The organism is Bradyrhizobium sp. U531, from assembly GCF_051710265.1.
Classification (GTDB): Bacteria; Pseudomonadota; Alphaproteobacteria; order Rhizobiales; family Xanthobacteraceae; genus Bradyrhizobium.
Map to the genome: position 1 here is coordinate 1,240,265 of NZ_JASVEN010000001.1, position 16,878 is coordinate 1,257,142.

Annotated in this window: 13 protein-coding genes; 8 read left to right on the plus strand and 5 right to left on the minus strand. The window is 66.2% G+C overall.

Annotated elements, in window-relative coordinates:
* Nucleotides 1–107 precede the first annotated feature (107 nt).
* Nucleotides 108–1,475, plus strand: coding sequence for a bifunctional UDP-N-acetylglucosamine diphosphorylase/glucosamine-1-phosphate N-acetyltransferase GlmU (gene glmU / locus QRQ56_RS06175; protein ID WP_438738374.1), 1,368 nt, complete (start codon nt 108–110; stop codon nt 1,473–1,475).
* A gap of 47 nt (nt 1,476–1,522) precedes the next feature.
* Entirely contained in the window at nt 1,523–1,705 is a 183-nt protein-coding gene (locus QRQ56_RS06180) for a hypothetical protein (protein WP_438738375.1), read from the plus strand.
* Between the two features lie 7 nt (nt 1,706–1,712).
* Here QRQ56_RS06180 and QRQ56_RS06185 read toward each other — a convergent pair whose 3' ends face one another.
* The gene (locus QRQ56_RS06185) at nt 1,713–1,931 is read right to left on the minus strand and encodes a hypothetical protein (protein ID WP_438738376.1); all 219 of its coding nucleotides are present in this window, start codon (nt 1,929–1,931) and stop codon (nt 1,713–1,715) included.
* 219 nt (nt 1,932–2,150) lie between these two features.
* Between QRQ56_RS06185 and glmS the strand changes: the two genes are divergently transcribed.
* From glmS to QRQ56_RS06200, 3 genes are all read left to right on the plus strand, one after another.
* Nucleotides 2,151–3,977, plus strand: a complete 1,827-nt coding sequence (glmS, locus tag QRQ56_RS06190) for a glutamine--fructose-6-phosphate transaminase (isomerizing) (protein ID WP_438738378.1) — start codon at nt 2,151–2,153, stop codon at nt 3,975–3,977.
* An 84-nt stretch (nt 3,978–4,061) separates the two neighbouring features.
* Complete coding sequence (locus QRQ56_RS06195) at nt 4,062–4,832, plus strand: DUF502 domain-containing protein (RefSeq protein ID WP_438738380.1); 771 nt, start codon at nt 4,062–4,064, stop codon at nt 4,830–4,832.
* 103 nt (nt 4,833–4,935) lie between these two features.
* Nucleotides 4,936–5,793: a DUF1932 domain-containing protein gene (locus QRQ56_RS06200; RefSeq protein WP_438738382.1), complete on the plus strand. Its 858-nt coding sequence runs from the start codon at nt 4,936–4,938 to the stop codon at nt 5,791–5,793.
* Between the two features lie 10 nt (nt 5,794–5,803).
* Here the strand turns inward: QRQ56_RS06200 and QRQ56_RS06205 are convergent, their stop codons facing one another.
* Nucleotides 5,804–6,325, minus strand: coding sequence for an AAA family ATPase (locus QRQ56_RS06205; RefSeq protein ID WP_438738384.1), 522 nt, complete (start codon nt 6,323–6,325; stop codon nt 5,804–5,806).
* Nucleotides 6,326–6,538: 213 nt separating this feature from the next.
* On the opposite strand from QRQ56_RS06205, the gene panE reads away from it, so the two are divergent.
* Nucleotides 6,539–7,468 carry a 2-dehydropantoate 2-reductase gene (panE, locus tag QRQ56_RS06210; protein WP_438738386.1) on the plus strand — a complete coding sequence of 310 codons (930 nt, stop codon included), beginning with the start codon at nt 6,539–6,541 and terminating at the stop codon, nt 7,466–7,468.
* Between the two features lie 44 nt (nt 7,469–7,512).
* Here panE and QRQ56_RS06215 read toward each other — a convergent pair whose 3' ends face one another.
* Both QRQ56_RS06215 and recG read right to left on the minus strand, forming a co-directional pair.
* On the minus strand, nt 7,513–9,156 hold the full coding sequence (locus QRQ56_RS06215; RefSeq protein WP_438738388.1) for a sensor histidine kinase: 1,644 nt from the start codon (nt 9,154–9,156) through the stop codon (nt 7,513–7,515).
* Nucleotides 9,157–9,345: 189 nt separating this feature from the next.
* Entirely contained in the window at nt 9,346–11,454 is a 2,109-nt protein-coding gene (gene recG / locus QRQ56_RS06220) for an ATP-dependent DNA helicase RecG (RefSeq protein WP_438738390.1), read from the minus strand.
* Between the two features lie 216 nt (nt 11,455–11,670).
* Between recG and QRQ56_RS06225 the strand changes: the two genes are divergently transcribed.
* The gene (locus QRQ56_RS06225) at nt 11,671–11,961 is read left to right on the plus strand and encodes a succinate dehydrogenase assembly factor 2 (protein ID WP_438738392.1); all 291 of its coding nucleotides are present in this window, start codon (nt 11,671–11,673) and stop codon (nt 11,959–11,961) included.
* Entirely contained in the window at nt 11,958–15,476 is a 3,519-nt protein-coding gene (mfd, locus tag QRQ56_RS06230; protein ID WP_438738394.1) for a transcription-repair coupling factor, read from the plus strand. The genes QRQ56_RS06225 and mfd overlap by 4 nt, the downstream gene beginning before the upstream one ends.
* A gap of 140 nt (nt 15,477–15,616) precedes the next feature.
* Here mfd and QRQ56_RS06235 read toward each other — a convergent pair whose 3' ends face one another.
* Nucleotides 15,617–16,840: a GGDEF domain-containing protein gene (locus QRQ56_RS06235; protein ID WP_438738396.1), complete on the minus strand. Its 1,224-nt coding sequence runs from the start codon at nt 16,838–16,840 to the stop codon at nt 15,617–15,619.
* Nucleotides 16,841–16,878 lie beyond the last annotated feature (38 nt).

Genomic DNA, 16,878 nt, shown 5'->3' on the forward strand with positions numbered 1-16,878 from the left:
GTCGCACTTGAATTCCGGGCGTTTGCGGGGGTAGCAAGGCGAGAGCTTTTGAGGGCGGCCCGCCGCCTGCTGCGCCATTTGATTCGGCCGTATCTGACAGGATTTCGATGACCGCCCGTTCCAGCCTCACCATCGTGCTCGCCGCCGGCGAAGGCACGCGCATGCGATCGAGCCTGCCGAAAGTGCTGCACCCGGTGGCTCAGCAGACGCTGCTCGCCCATGTGCTCGCCGCGGCCCCAAAGGGAACCGGCACCTCGCTCGCGGTGGTGGTCGGTCCCGACCATCAGGCGGTCGCGGACGAGGCCAGGCGCATCCGCCCCGATGCTCTCACCTTCGTGCAGGCCGAGCGGCTCGGTACCGCACATGCGGTGCTGGCGGCGCGCGAGGCGATCGCGCGGGGCGTCGATGATCTTCTCGTCGCCTTCGGCGACACGCCGTTGATCTCGGCTGAGACCTTTGCACGGCTGCGCGCGCCGCTAGCAAAAGGCGCCGCCATCGCCGCGCTCGGTTTTCGCGCCGCCGATCCCACCGGCTATGGCCGCTTCATCGTCGAGGGCGAACGCCTGGTCGCGATCCGCGAGCAGGCCGATGCCAGCCCGGAAGAGCGCAAGATCGACCTCTGCAATGCCGGCGTGATGGCGATCGACGGGCACCGGGCGCTCGAAATCCTCGGGCAGATCGGCAATGGCAATTCCAAGCACGAATATTATCTGACGGACGCGGTCGAGATCGTCCGCAAGCAGGGATGGGAGTCCGTGGTGATCGAGACCAGCGAGGACGAGGTGCGCGGCATCAACACCAAGGCGCAGCTCGCTGAAGCCGAGGCCGTGATGCAGGCGCGCCTGCGCAAGGCGGCGATGGAAGCCGGCGTCACGCTGATCGCGCCCGAGACCGTTTTTCTGTCCGCCGACACCGTGTTCGGCAAGGACGTCACCATCGAGCCGTTTGTGGTAATCGGCCCGGGCGTGTCGATCGCCGACGGCGCCGTGATCCATTCCTTCTCGCATATCGTCGAGACCACGCTTGGCAAGAAGGTGTCGATCGGCCCCTATGCGCGGCTTCGGCCCGGCACCTCGCTCGGCGATGGTGCGCGCATCGGCAATTTCGTGGAGACCAAGGCCGCGACGCTGGAGGCCGGCGTCAAGGTCAATCATCTCTCCTACATCGGCGATGCCACGGTCGGCGCCAATTCCAACATCGGCGCCGGCACCATCACCTGCAACTACGACGGCTTCAAGAAGCACAAGACGGTGATCGGGCAGGGCGCCTTCGTCGGCACCAATTCCTCGCTGGTCGCCCCGGTGAAGATCGGCAATGGGGCCTATATCGGCTCGGGCTCGGTGATCACGCGTGACGTGCCCGATGATGCCATGGCGCTGGAGCGCAACCAGCAGACCATTCGGGAAGGCGGCGCGGCGCGCTATCGCGAGATGAAGACGGGCGGCAAGAATCTGGAAAAGAAGCCGGGGAAGTAAGCGGCTGTTCGCCGCTCCCTGATCGATGTTGCTGGGGCGTCGCGCGGATGGACGACGATATCGACGATGCGATCTCGTTCCTCGTCAAGCGCGTCGTCATGCCGCCGGGACGATGGGTGCTGGAACAGGTCGGTGACCCCCGCCCAAGCGAAATCGCCTCGCTGGTCACCGGACTTGCGTTCTGGGCGTTTGTCGTTTTCCTCGCGTTCGCGCTGGTTCTGGGGTGGTAGGGCTCAGCTATTCGTCGTCGGCGAATTCGGAGAAGATCGCGCGGGTCAGACGCCAGCCGCGCGGCTTGGCGCGCTTGACCGGCTCGCCTTCCGGATGCTTGACGAAGACCGGCTTGTTTTCCTTGCCGCGCTGGGGCGGCGGCCAATGCGCAAGGTGCGTGCCCGAGGTCTCGTTGGCGCGCACGTACATGGATGACAGACCTTTGCGGTCGGACGAGCCTTTCATGGCTTTGCTCTCCTGTAGGGGAATCGTTGGCCAAACATATTGACAACGAGTTAACGCGCGCGGTCTAAGGCCGGCCAATTCGACGCAGGGCAGATCTGGTGCGACGGGCGCTGTCTCAATCAGCAATAATTATTGAGTTTCTGGTTCCTTAGTAACTTCGCTAAAAACCGGGCGCGTCGTTTAGGCGATTTTTCGACGATTTGGGGGATAGTGATCCGCATGTGCGGGATTGTCGGCATTCTCGGGCGCGAACCGGTTGCAGAGCAGCTGGTGGATTCGCTCAAACGTCTTGAATATCGCGGTTACGACTCGGCGGGCGTCGCCACGCTCGAAGGCAAGCATCTCGAGCGCCGCCGCGCCGAGGGCAAGCTGAAGAACCTGGAAAGGCGGCTGGAAGCCGAGCCGCTGAAGGGCACGACCGGCATCGGTCACACCCGCTGGGCCACGCACGGCAAGCCGACCGTCAACAACGCCCATCCGCACGCCACCGAACGCGTCGCCGTGGTCCACAACGGCATCATCGAAAATTTCCGCGAGCTGCGCGAGGAGCTCGAGAAGAAGGGCACGGTGTTCCACACCGAGACCGACACCGAGATCGTGCTGCACCTCGTCGACGATCTCCTGACGCGCGGCAACAAGCCGGTCGAAGCCGTCAAGCTGGCGCTGACGCGCCTGCGCGGCGCTTTCGCGCTCGGCTTCATCTTCGCCGGCGAAGACGATCTCATGATCGGCGCCCGCAACGGCCCGCCGCTGGCGATCGGCTATGGCGACGGCGAGATGTATCTCGGCTCCGACGCCATTGCGCTCGGCCCGTTCACCGACACGATCAGCTATCTCGAGGACGGCGACTGGGTCGTGCTGACCCGCAAGAGCGCGGACATCTTCGACAAGGACGGCAACGCCGTCCATCGCGACAAGGTCAAGCACGCCGCCTCGACCTCCCTAGTCGACAAGGCGAACTATCGCCACTTCATGGCGAAGGAGATCCACGAGCAGCCGGAAGTGGTCGGCCACACCCTGGCGCGCTATGTCGACATGGCGACCGAGCGGGTCTCGTTGCCGGTCAAGCTTCCGTTCGATTTCAAGACCATCCAGCGCATCAACATCACGGCCTGCGGTACCGCGAGCTACGCGGGCTTCGTCGCCAAATACTGGTTCGAGCGCTTTGCGCGTCTGCCGGTCGAGGTCGATGTCGCCTCCGAATTCCGTTATCGGGAAGCGCCGCTGCGCAAGGGCGATCTCGCCATCTTCATCTCGCAGTCGGGCGAGACCGCCGATACTTTGGCGGCGCTGCGCTATGCCAAGGCCGAGGGCGTCCACACGGTCGCCGTCGTCAACGTGCCGACCTCGACCATCGCGCGCGAGAGCGAGACCGTCTTGCAGACGCTCGCCGGACCCGAGATCGGCGTCGCCTCGACCAAGGCCTTCACCTGCCAGCTCATGGTGCTGGCCAACCTTGCGATTGCGGCCGGCAAGGCACGCGGCGTACTGTCCGACGAGGACGAGACCAAGCTGGTCCACGGCCTAGTCGAGGTGCCGCGCCTGATGGCGGATGCCCTCACCACCGAGTTGCAGATCGAGAAGCTCGCGCACCGCATCGCCAAGTCGAGCGACGTGCTCTATCTCGGCCGCGGCACCAGCTTTCCGCTCGCGCTCGAAGGCGCGCTGAAGCTGAAGGAAATCTCCTACATCCACGCCGAGGGCTATGCCGCCGGTGAGCTCAAGCATGGGCCGATCGCGCTGATCGACGAGACCATGCCGGTCGTCGTGATCGCGCCTTACGACCGCGTGTTCGAGAAGACCGTCTCGAACATGCAGGAGGTCGCCGCGCGCGGCGGCAACATCATCCTGATGACCGACGCCAAGGGCGCGGCGGAGGCGACGGTGGATTCGCTCGTCACCATCGTCATGCCCGACATGGCCGCGGCCTTCACACCGATGGTCTACGCCGTTCCGGTGCAACTGCTCGCCTATCACACGGCGGTGGTGATGGGCACCGACGTCGACCAGCCGCGCAATCTCGCGAAATCGGTGACCGTGGAATAGGCAAGAGGGATATCGGTCGGTCGCGGTCTTCCAAAACCTGCTAGAAGACCCTAGCTTGTGTGCTGCGACCGACTTGGAACCCGAATGACCCCCCGCGACGACGCGCCTCTGCCTCTCGATCCCGTCCCGGAACCGCATACCGGCGTGATGGGCCGCTTCCGCAATTATTTCCTGACCGGCCTCGTTGTCACGGGGCCGATCGCAATCACGCTGTATCTGGTCTGGTGGTTCGTCACCTGGGTCGACGGCGTGGTGCGCCCGTTCGTGCCGCTGGCCTACCGGCCGGAAACCTACCTGCCGTACGTCATTCCCGGCTGGGGACTGGTGGTCGCGTTCTTCACGCTGACGCTGGTCGGCTTCCTCGCGGCCAACCTGATCGGTCGCACGCTGGTCGATGTCGGCGAGACCTTCCTCGGCCGGATCCCGGCGGTGCGCGCCATTTATCGCGGCCTCAAGCAGGTGTTCGAGACGTTGTTCTCGGGCAAGGGCTCGAGCTTTCGCAAAGTCGGCCTGGTCGAGTTTCCCTCGCCCGGCATGTGGTCGATCGTGCTGATCTCGCAATCGCCGAACGAGGACATCTCGCGCAGCCTGCCGGGACAGGAGGAGCACGTGTCGGTGTTTCTGCCGTGCTCGCCGAACCCGACCACCGGCTTCTTCTTTTATGTCCCGAAGAGCAAGATCATCGAGGTCGATCTCACGGCCGAGGATGCGGCGACGCTGATCATGTCGGCCGGCGTCGTGCAGCCCGGCTCGGCGCCCGATCCGAAGAAGGCCGCGGCGCTCGCGGGAATGGCGAATGCCGCGCGCATCGCCAATGCCTCGACGCTTCAGCCTGAGCCTGCGAAGGTGGAGTAGGGCCATTCCCTCGCGGGATGGCGCTGGTGGCGCGCGCGCCTGCATCCTCTGCTAGTCTCCGGTGATCCGAGCCTCTTGCTGGGATTTCGACCTGGAGTGCACGATGTCCAAGACCATTGCGATCCTCGCGCCCGGCGCCATGGGCAGCGCCGTCGCCCGCCGCCTCAGCGAACACGGCGCGCGCGTGCTGACGTCCCTGACGGGGCGGAGCGAAGCAACGCGCAAGCGCGCCGCGGACGCCGGCATGATCGGCGCCGACGACGATGCGATCGCAGCCGCCGACATCATCCTTTCGATCGTGCCGCCGGGCGAGGCCGTCGCACTGGCCGAACGGCTGGCCGCGCTGATCGTCAGGCGCGAGAAGAAGCCGATCGTGGTCGATTGCAACGCCGTCAATGTCGATACGGTGCAGAGAATCGAGGAGATCATCGGCTCGGCGCAGGCCCCGTTCGTCGATGGCGGCATCATCGGCTTCCCGCCGCAGCCGGGAGCCAAGAGCCCGGCCTTCTACATGTCGGGCGAGCACGCCAGGGATCTCGTGGTGCTGAAAGAGTTCGGTCTCGACGTGCGCATCGTCGAAGGTCCGGTCGGCGCGGCCTCCGCTCTGAAGATGTCCTACGCCGGCATCGTCAAGGGTCTCGCCGGCATCGGTTCGGCCATGGTGATTGCGGCGACGAAAGCGGGCGCGGCGGATGCGCTGCGCGACGAGCTCGCGCTGAGCCAGCCCGCGGTGCTGGCGCGGCTCGAGGTCGCACTGCCGGACATGATCCCGAAGGCCTATCGCTGGGTCGCGGAGATGCGGGAGATTTCCGGATTCCTCGGCTCCGATCATCCCGCCAGCCAGATCTACGAGGGCTTTGCCCGCTGGTTCGAGCATCTCGCCGAGGATGCGAACGGCGAGGCGGTGGACGCCGACCTTATGAAGGCCTTCGCCGCGGGGATCGCGCGGACCAAATCCTGATCGCCTGGCCTCACTCGCCGTTCACCGAAACCTGCTCCAGAAAGCCCTGAATGTCCCGGTCACGTCGCAGCCGCACGACCGGGACATCGGGGCCGTATTGAAAGCGCTCTGCCTCGATGACGGGCACGCGCTCGGTGTCGTAGCGCCAGGCTTCCTTCATCAGTTTCCAGTCGAACTGTTCCGGACATCCCTCGGGCAGATCGGGCCGGCGCGTGTCGCGATCGAAGGCCGAGCGCCAGAGGATGCGCCACTGGCAGACCCAGCGCGGACGATCGATGACGACGAGGATGTCGGCGCGCGCGATCGTGAGATCGAAGGCGAGCCCCGAGAAGCTGCCGTCGACGACCCATGCCTCGCCCGCGATCGCCTCAGCGACGCGCGCGCGAAAGCTGGGCTTATCGGACGGCGTCCAGCCCGGCCGCCAATAGAGCACGTCGAGGTGCACCACCGGCAGACCGAGCTTCTGCCCGAGATTGAGGGCGAGGCTCGTCTTTCCGCTTCCCTGGGAGCCAACGACGATGATCCGGCGCATGGCGGGAAGGTTTCACGAAAGCGGCCGCGGCGGAAGGGGCCGTTGCTGCAACTGCTCCATCTACGTCATTGCGAGCGTAGCGAAGCAATCCAGACTGCCGCTGTGGAAAGATTCTGGATTGCTTCGCTGCGCTCGCAATGACGGGGAGGAGACCTCGCGGAGCTCGTCTGCTATTGTCTGAGCGAAAGCAGTTCGTCTGCAACGGGAGTTCGAATGAGAGTGCTGGTGATCGGCGCGGGCGCGCTTGGCGGCTATTACGGAGCTTGCCTGGTCCGAGCGGGCCGAGACGTGACCTTTCTGGTGCGCGAGAAGCGGGCGGAGCAATTGCGTCGAAACGGACTGCAGGTCGTCAGTCCGCATGGCGATTTTGCGGTGCAGCCCAGGCTGCTTGCCGCCGGTGATCTCAGAGAGCCGTTCGACGTTGTGCTCGTCGGCGTCAAGGCCTACTCGCTCGATGACGCGATGAACCAGTTTGCGCCCGCTGTCGGCTCCGGCACGATGGTGCTTCCCATCCTGAACGGGCTGAAGCATGTCGACGCCCTGACCGCAAAATTTGGCGCGAGCCGTATCCTCGGCGGCCTCGCCAATGTCAGTGCCGGGCTCGACGCGGAGGGTCGGGTCGCCCACTTCATGGCCAACCAGACCATCGTGTTCGGCGAGATCGAGGGCGCGCTCAGCGAACGTGTGCTCGCACTGGAGGCGCTGCTTCAGGTCCCCGGGATCGACGTGCGTGCCAGCGAAGCGATCATGCAGGACATGTGGGAGAAGTTCGTCCAGCTCTCGACGCTCGCAGGCATCACCTGCCTGATGCGCGCGAGCATCGGCGACATCCTGGCCGTGCCCAACGGCGAGCAATCGATCTTCCGCCTGTTCGCCGAATGCTGCGCTGTGGCGACGGCATCAGGCTTCGAGCCGCGCGCGCCGTTCATCGAGTTCGACCGAAAGCTGTTCACTACGCTGGACTCGCCGCTCAAGGCCTCGATGCTGCGCGACATCGAGCGCGGCTCGATCACCGAGGCCGAGCATATTCTGGGCGACATGGCCAACCGCGCCCGTGCGCTCGGCATCGAGACGCCGCTGCTGGATCTCGCCCGCGCGCATGTGGCGGCCTATGAGGTTGGGCGACGGCGGGCAGGGGGCTGAGTCCGCCCATCGGCGGGGCATGACGATGTGTTGCTGGACACAGCCTAGCTTGCTTCCATCAGCGTCACATCGCCGTCGACCTGGTCACGTGACCAGAACTGCATCACGCAGCGAAGCCCGCCGGGATTGAAGTCCAAATTGACGGACCAGCCGGCCTCGCCGGCAAACATGCCGGTGATCATCTTGGTTCCGAAGCCGCGGCGCGTCGGCTTGTGGACCAGCGGACCGTCGCGTTCTGTCCAGGACAAGCGAATGAGGCCGGTCTCGTCCACCGTCCAGGAAATCTGCAATTTGCCCGACGGGACCGAAAACGCGCCGTATTTGGCGGCGTTGGTGCTGAGCTCCTGCAGCGCGGCGGAGATCGCCAGCGTGAGCTTGGGCGGCAGCAGGAGGTCGGGGCCCTCGATGTCGAAACGTTCGGGACCGGCGTAGGGCGCCAGTGTCTGCCGGACGATGGATGCCAGGCTGACCCCGACCCAATTGTTTTCGGTAAGGAGATTGTAGGCCTGCGACAGCGCCAGCAACCGGCCCTCGAAGGCGGATGCATACTGGTTCAGGTCACTCGAACTCGCGCGCGACAGGCGCGCGATCGACTGCACGGTGCCGAGCGTGTTCTTGACCCGGTGATTGATCTCGTCGAGCAGCGCTTTCTGTTGCTTCAGCGCGCCCGCGAGCTCGCTTCCGACCTGATAGAGCACCTTCTTCATCCGGTTGACTTCGCTGATCGCGCCGAGCTTCGGCTCGATCGCGCCGGATCGGAGGCCCGCGACATATCGTTCGAGATCCGAGAATTCGGCCAGGAAGCGCCGGGAGATCAGGCGGGCCAGCGCCAATCCGAGCACGAGCGTGAAAGCCGTCAGGGCAACGATCCATTCGACCGTCCGGTGCAGCGGACCGTCGATGACCTCACGGGGAACGGCAAGGTTGATCGACCAGCTGCTCTGGTTGGATCGCAGCAGCGAGGTGTAGGTGGGAACGCCTGTCCGCGACACCGCCTCGATCCACCACGCGGATGACTGCCCGAGATGAGCCCTGACCGCGGGAATGGTCGGCTGTCCCACCAGATCGTCGCCATCGAGCAGCGGGCGTCTTGCCAGAAGCAGTCCGTTCGGATCGACGATGCTGCCCACCATTCCGGCGGAGACGTATTCGTCCATCATCGATGACAGGTACCGGGTCGACAGTCCGATGTTGAGCGCGTAACGGATTTCGCCGCGGATGCGCACCGGCACGGCGATCGTGACGATCGGCTGACCGTCGACAACGGCGTGCTGCAGGCCCGACACCTGCGGGCGGCCGGTCTCGATCGCCCGGCGCTCGACGTCGAATTCGGTGCGCTTGGGCAAGGGGGCATCGAGCTCGAGGCGTGTGTTCGCGATCTGCTGACCATCAGGGGCATAGAGCACGATCGCCACGCCGCCGATCAGCTTGACCGCCTGCAACGCGTGCTCCCTGAATTCCGCGAACCGTTCCTGCGACAACGAGGGCGAGAGCGCGAGAACCTGCAGATCGTCGATGATATTTGCAACGCGCAGATCGGCCGCATTGCGCATGAGGCGCAAACGGTCTTCGTACTCCGCCCGGGTGAGCTGCGAGGATTCCGCCACGAAATGATAGGCGAGGAAGGCCGCGCACGCGGTGACCGGAACGGCGGTGGCAAGTGCGAGCAGCAGCAGATAAGCGGACACCGGCCAGGTCCGTAGCGACGGCCTGAACCAAACGCCCCATCGACGTCCCGGAGCACGCACCTCTAATCCACCCCCTCGGCGACACTCATCCCGCAATGCCGATTCCTGCAAGGTATCGGTCCCGCCGGGGCGAGCAACATCCAACTTGCGGGAACCGGCTCAGGAAACTTTTGTTCCAAAGTTATCGGGTTAGCCCGCGCCGATCAGCGGGATCGCCTCGTCCCGTTCGTAGAGATACAGCAGGCACCGCAGCGCCTCGCCGCGCTCACCTTTCAGCTTGGGATCCTCCTTGAGGATGCGCAGCGCTTGGTCTCTGGCTTGGGTGATGAGCTGGCCGTGCACCTCCGAGCGCGCGATACGGTAGCCGGGCAGGCCGCTCTGGCGCACGCCCAGCACGTCGCCTTCGCCGCGCAGCTTCAGATCCTCCTCTGCAATGCGAAAACCGTCGGTGGTCTCGCGGATCACCTTCAGCCGCGCCTTCGACATTTCGCCGAGCGGCTCCGAGTAGAGCAGGATGCAGGTCGAGGCTTCCGAGCCGCGCCCGATGCGGCCGCGCAGCTGGTGCAGCTGGGCAAGGCCGAAGCGTTCGGCATTCTCGATCACCATGATGGTGGCGGCCGGCACGTCGACGCCGACCTCGACCACGGTGGTCGCGACCAGAAGGCCGATCTCGTGCGCGGCGAACTGGCCCATCACGCGGTCCTTCTCCGTGCCCTTCATCTGGCCGTGGACCAGGCCGACGCGCTCGCCGAAGCGCTTCTGCAGGCTTTCGAAACGCTTGGTCGCGTTGGTGAGATGCTCGGTGCCCTCGGCTTCGGATTCCTCGACCAGCGGGCAGATCCAGTAAACCAGCTTGCCGGCGTCGAGCGCGCGGCCGACGCCGTCCATGACCTCACTGAGCCGGCTCATGGCGACGGCGCGGGTGTCGATCGGCTGGCGGCCGGCCGGCTTCTCGCGCAGCTCGGAGATGTCCATGTCGCCGAAATAGGTCAGCACCAGCGTGCGCGGAATTGGCGTGGCGCTGAGCACCAGCACGTCCACGGCCTCGCCCTTCGACGTCAGCGCCAGCCGCTCCCGCACGCCGAAGCGGTGCTGCTCGTCGACGATGGCGAGCGCGAGGTCGTGGAAGATCACATCGTCCTGGATCAGTGCGTGGGTGCCGACGAGCAGGTCAATCTCGCCCGCGGCGAGCTGCGTGATGATCTCGCGGCGCTCCTTGCCCTTTTCACGGCCGGTGAGGATCGCGACGCGCAGGCCGGCGCGCTCGGCGAGCGGCGCGATGGTCTTGATGTGCTGGCGCGCCAGGATTTCGGTCGGGGCCATCAGGGCAGCCTGCTTGCCGACTTCGGCGACGGCAGCGGCCGCAAGCAAGGCGACCACGGTCTTGCCGGAGCCGACGTCGCCCTGGAGCAGGCGGAGCATGCGGACCGGCTGTTGCAGGTCATTCGCGATCGCTGCGGTCGCGTCGCGCTGGGACACCGTCAACGCATAGGGCAGGGCGTCGATGATCTTGCTGCGCAGATGACCGTCGCCGGCATTGCGCACGCCGGCGGGGCGACGAAGCTGGGCCCGGATCAGGCCGAGCGCGAGCTGCCCGGCCAGAAGCTCGTCGAAGGCGAGGCGGGACCAGAATGGCCGGTCGGGCAGAATGTCCGTTAGCTCGACCGGCTGGTGCACGCGGGTGAGCGCTTCGGCGATCGGCGGAAAATTGCAGCGGCGCATCACCTCGGGGCTGATCCATTCCGGCAGCGCCGGCAGCTTCTGCAGCGCCTGCGCGATGGCACGGCGGAGCGAGCCGAGCGCGAGGCCTTCGGTGAGCGGATAGACCGGGTCGATGCCGGAGAGTTTCGAGATCGCCTCCTCGTCGAGGACGCGGTCGGGATGCACGATCTGCGGGATGCCGTCATACATCTGCAGCGTGCCGGAGACGAAACGCTTCTCGCCGACCGGCAAGAGCTTTTCGACATAGCCGGGCTTGGCGCGGAAGAAGGTCAGCACGACGTCGCCGGTGTCGTCGCTGGCGTAGACGAGGTACGGCGCGCGGGCGTTGCGCGGCGGGGGCGGGCGGTGGCGGTCGACGGTGACCTCCAGCGTCACCATGGTTCCCTGGGCCGCGTCGCGAATCTTCGGCCGGGCCCGGCGGTCGATGACCTGGCTCGGCAGATGCAGCAGCAGGTCGACCAAGCGCGGTGTCTCGTTCCGGCTGAGCAGATATTGCAGCAGCTTGTCCTGCTTCGGACCGACGCCGGGCAGGCTGGTGACGGGAGCAAACAACGGGTTGAGCAGGCTGGGGCGCATCTATGGAATCTAAGATTGTTTCTCGCCGTCATGCCCGGCTTTGTGCCGGGCATCCACGTCTTTCTTCACCGCGCTCCGTCATGGCCGGGACGGGCCCGGCCATGACGGATCAGAGGGACGACCAGCCGTAACAAAGGGCTGACATCGCCGGTCCCAATGGCTATATCACGGCGGCCCGGCACGTCCGGGCTTTCTGCGTTTGACTGGATTTGAGACATGACGGGAACGACACGATCGAGCGAGGGGCTGGACACGCGCCGCAAGCGGCTTTTGTTCCGGTGCTGGCACCGCGGCACCCGCGAGATGGATCTGATCCTCGGGCGCTTCGCGGACGCCGAGATCGGCAATTTGTCGGACGACGAGCTGACTGAGCTCGAGACGCTGCTCGAGGTCAACGATCCCGATCTCTATGCCGCCATTACCGGCGACAGGGTGCTGCCGGCCGAGGTCGCCGGCGCGCTCTTCGCGCGCATCAAGGCATTCCCGATTACGGACGGCGATCTATGAAACCGGGTTTGAAGTCGCCGGCCGAGCTGCTTACGCCCGGCCGCGCGGTGACGCTTGCCAATGTCGCGGAAGGCGCCGAGGGCCTCGTCGTCTCGGATCTGGCGCGCGCCATCGCGGCGCGGCCGAAGAAGCCGGCCGTCAGCCTCGCCGTGGTCTGCCGCGACGGCGCGCGGATGCAGCAGCTCGAACGCGCGCTGCAGTTCTTTGCGCCCGATCTGCCGGTGCTGACGTTCCCGGCCTGGGACTGCCAGCCCTATGACCGCGTCTCGCCGCATGGCGGCATCCTGGCGCAGCGGCTGACCACGCTGGCGCGGCTGGCGTCCCTGACCGGCAGCGACAAGCCGCTGATCGTGCTGACCACGGTGAATGCCGTCGTGCAGCGCGTGCCCGCGCGCGAGCTCGTCGCGGCGCAGGCGCTCTCGGTTGCGCCCGGCAACGTCGTGCCGATGGACAGTGTCGTCGCCTGGCTCGAGCACAATGGCTACAACCGCTCCTCGACCGTGCGCGAGCCCGGCGAATATGCCGTGCGCGGCGGCATCCTCGATCTGTTTCCGGCGGGCCTCGACCAGCCGGTCCGCTTCGACTTCTTCGGCGACAGCCTGGAATCGATCCGCACCTTCGATGCCGAGACCCAGCGCACGCTGCTCGACATGCGCGCGCTCAACCTTGTGCCGGTGTCCGAATTCCAGCTCGTCACCGACACCATCCGTCGTTTCCGCATGGGCTATGTCGCCGAGTTCGGCGCGCCCGAGCGCGACGATGCGCTGTACGAGGCCGTCAGCGAGGGCCGACGCCATCCCGGCATGGAGCACTGGCTGCCGCTGTTCCAGGACCGGATGGATACGCTGTTCGACTATCTGCAAGGCGCCCCGATCGCGATCGAGCCGCAGGGCGAGGATGCGATTGGCGAGCGCTTCAAGCAGATCCAGGACTATTACGAGGCCCGCCGCGAGGCGATGGAGCATCCCGGCGGCGGCGCGATCTACAAGCCGCTGCCGCCTGACCGGCTCTATTTGACCAGCGAGGAATGGAGCAAGCGCGAGAGCGGCATGCCGCTGGTGCGGTTGACGCAATTCTCGGTGCCGGCCGACGGCACCAGCGTCGTGGACGCCGGCGCGCGCAAGGGGCGCGACTTCGCACCGGAGCGTAACGACAGCACGGTCAACGTGTTCGAATCCGTGGTCAGCCACGTCATGGCGCTGCACGCTCAGCGCAAGAAGGTCGTCATCGCGCTCTGGAGCGAAGGCTCGCGCGACCGCATGACTTCGATGCTGCGGGACCACAAGCTGGCCCACACCACCAGCGTCAATTCCTGGCGGACCGTGCAGGCGACCCCGCGCAACGAGACCATGCTTGCGGTGCTCGGCCTCGAGAGCGGGTTCGAGACCGACGAGATCGCGCTCATCAGCGAGCAGGACATCCTCGGCGACCGCCTGGTGCGGCCGCGCAAGGCCAGCCGCAAGCTCGACAATTTCATTTCGGAGGTGACGAGCCTCACCGCCGGCGACATCGTTGTCCACGCCGACCACGGCATCGGCCGCTTCGTCGGCTTGCAGACGCTGGACGTCGCCGGCGCGCCGCATGACTGCCTCGAGCTGCATTATGCCGCGGATGCAAAACTCTTCCTCCCGGTCGAGAACATCGAGCTTCTGTCCCGCTACGGCGCCGACCAGACCACGGTCGAGCTGGACAAGCTCGGCGGCTCGGGCTGGCAGACCCGCAAGGCCAAGCTGAAGAACCGTATTCGCGAGATCGCGGGCGAGTTGATCAAGATCGCCGCCGCGCGCCATCTGCACGAGGCGCCCAAATTGCCGGTGCAGCAGGGCGTCTATGACGAGTTCTGCGCACGCTTCCCCTATGACGAGACCGAGGACCAATTAGGGGCCATCGAATCCACGCTGAAGGACCTCGAGCTCGGTCGCCCCATGGACCGGCTGATCTGCGGCGACGTCGGCTTCGGCAAGACCGAGGTGGCGTTGCGCGCGGCGTTTGCCGTGGCGCTCGAGGGCAAGCAGGTCGCGGTCGTGGTGCCGACCACGCTGCTCGCGCGCCAGCACGCGAAAACCTTCACCGAACGCTTCAAGGGCTTTCCGGTGAACGTGGCCCAGGCCTCACGCCTGATCGCGACCAAGGAGCTGAACCTGGTCAAGAAGGGCATCGCCGACGGTTCGGTCGACATCGTCGTCGGCACCCATGCGCTGCTCGGCAAGGCCATCAAGTTCCGCGACCTCGGCCTCGTCATCGTCGACGAGGAGCAGCATTTCGGCGTCACCCACAAGGAACGGCTGAAGGCGCTGCGGGCCGAGGTGCACGTGCTGACGCTGTCGGCGACGCCGATCCCGCGGACGCTGCAACTCGCACTCACCGGCGTTCGCGAACTCTCGATCATCGCATCGCCCCCGGTCGACCGCCTCGCGGTGCGCACCTTCGTCGCCCCGCACGATCCCTTGATGATCCGCGAGGCGCTCTTGCGCGAGCGCTACCGCGGGGGCCAGGCCTTCTACGTGGTGCCGCGCATCGACGACCTTGCCGAGGTCAAGGACTTCCTCGACAAGAACGTGCCGGAGATGAAGGTCGCGGTCGCGCACGGCCAGATGCCGCCCGCCGTGATCGAGGACATAATGACCGCGTTCTACGACGGCAAGTTCGACATCCTGCTGTCGACCACCATCGTCGAATCCGGCCTCGACATTCCCAACGCCAACACGCTGATCGTGCACCGCGCCGACATGTTCGGCCTGGCCCAGCTCTACCAGCTCCGCGGCCGCGTCGGCCGGTCCAAGCTGCGCGCCTATGCGCTGTTCACGCTGCCGGCGCAACAGAAGATCACCGCACAGGCCGAGCGCCGGCTGACCGTGCTGCAATCGCTGGAGACGCTGGGCGCCGGCTTCCAGCTCGCCTCGCACGACCTCGACATCCGCGGCGCCGGCAATCTGCTCGGCGAGGAGCAGTCGGGCCACATCAAGGAGGTCGGCTTCGAGCTGTACCAATCGATGCTGGAGGAGGCGATCGTCAACCTCAAGGCCGGCGTGTCCGAGCCCGCCGCCGACCGCTGGTCGCCCCAGATCACCATCGGCATGCCCGTGCTCATTCCGGAGGATTATGTCGGCGATCTCTCGGTGCGGCTGTCGCTGTACCGGCGTCTCGCCGATCTCGACACCGAGGAGGAGATCGAAAACTTCGGCGCCGAGATGCGCGATCGCTTCGGCGTGCTGCCGGACGAGGTGCGCTATCTGTTCAAGGTCGCCGCGATCAAGGCGTTCTGCCGCAGGGCCAATGTCGGGAAGATCGATGCCGGCCCGAAGGGCGCGGTCATCGTCTTCCGCGACAATTCCTTCGCCCATCCCGATCGCCTGGTCACCTTCATCCGCAGCTACGGCCAGGCCGCCAAGGTGCGGCCCGACATGAAGGTGGTGTTCCTGCAGGATTGGGAGACGCCGGAGGAGCGCCTCGCCGGCACCACGGAGATCATGCGCCAGCTGGCACAACTCGCGGAGAGCAAGAAGGCGGCGTAGGGATTATCGTGTCCCGGACAAGCGCAGCGAAGCGGAGCGCAGAGCCGGGACCCAGTTCTTTCTTGGACTAGCCGCGAGGATGGGCCCCGGTTCTGCAGCGCACCGCGAAGGGCGCTGCGCCGCGCCCGGGGCACAAGACCTCAAGACGCCGCGCGCGTCCCGTCCGACGACAGCCGGGCCAGCAGCGACCTTGCCGTATCCGATGGCGACAGCGAGTCCACGCTGACCACGGGCTCGCTGCGCATCTCGTGCTTGCCGTTGGAGGTGTGGCGCATCACCGCCGAGAGGCGGCGGGCGATCATGTGGGCGGTGCGGAAGTCGGTCTCCGCGAACACGATGATGACCGAGCCGTCCTTTTGCGCCGCGCCAAAATCCATCTGCCGCATCAGGCGGCTGAGGATGCGGGCGGCATCGAGCTGGGCGCGGAAATTGCCGGGCTCGAAGGCGAAGCGCGCGACCGACAGACCGCCACCGCGGGTCAGTGCGTGCTCCACCGCCTTGGCAAAATCGCGGGCGAATGCTTCGACCGTGAGCAGGCCGCTGCGCGGATCGAGCCAGCCGCCGGCATCGATCGAACGCAGCGTGCGGCTCATTTGAGCCTCCATCGCATGCTGGCGGATCAGCGGTAGCGCGTTGGCCGCTACTCTGGCCGGCTCGCCCGGGATCAGCTCGAGATTGGGCAGGTCGTAGGTCTGTGTCAGCTGATGCGCGGCGACGACGACCGGCAGGCTGCGGAAGCGGGCGTCCTCGGCCAGCACCGTGAGAAAGGCGTCGGTGACGCGCGCGGTAAAACCTTCGGCGAGCACGACGCCGTCGAGGTCGCGGGTGTTGAGATGCTTCGCGGCGGCCTCGATCGAAAGCGCCCCGACCACGCCGACCCGTTCGCCGAGCGCGACGGAGAGCGCGGGATAGGCCGCGCCGCGGCCGATCAGGAGCACGGTGGCATCGCGGGCGGGATCGCCCTGCGGCAGAGCGACCTGCACTTCAGGCAGCCGGCGCAGCACGGTGGCATGGAGCGTCCGCACGCGCAGCGCGGCGCGAAGCCGCGCGATCAGGCGGTCGGGATTGCCGCCGCGCGACGAGAAGGGCAGGGCATTGTGTGGCAGCGTGCCGGCCGCATCCACGGCCACGAAGGGAAGGTACGGCGATTGGTCGGCGATCTTCTTTGCGAGCGGCGCCACGTGCGGCTCGTGCCCGCCATGCATCACCGCGAGGATTGCGGCTGGCTGCACCTCTTCGACCGCGCGTGCTGCGCCGGCCCAGTCGATATCGACCACGGGAAACAGCCGGGCCTCGTCCAGCGCCGCAACGAAGGGCGGCCGCTCGACGTTGGACACAAACAGGATCGGGCCCGCCTGGGACATTCGGCAACTCTGATCACGCAACAGGTAGCGCAATCTAG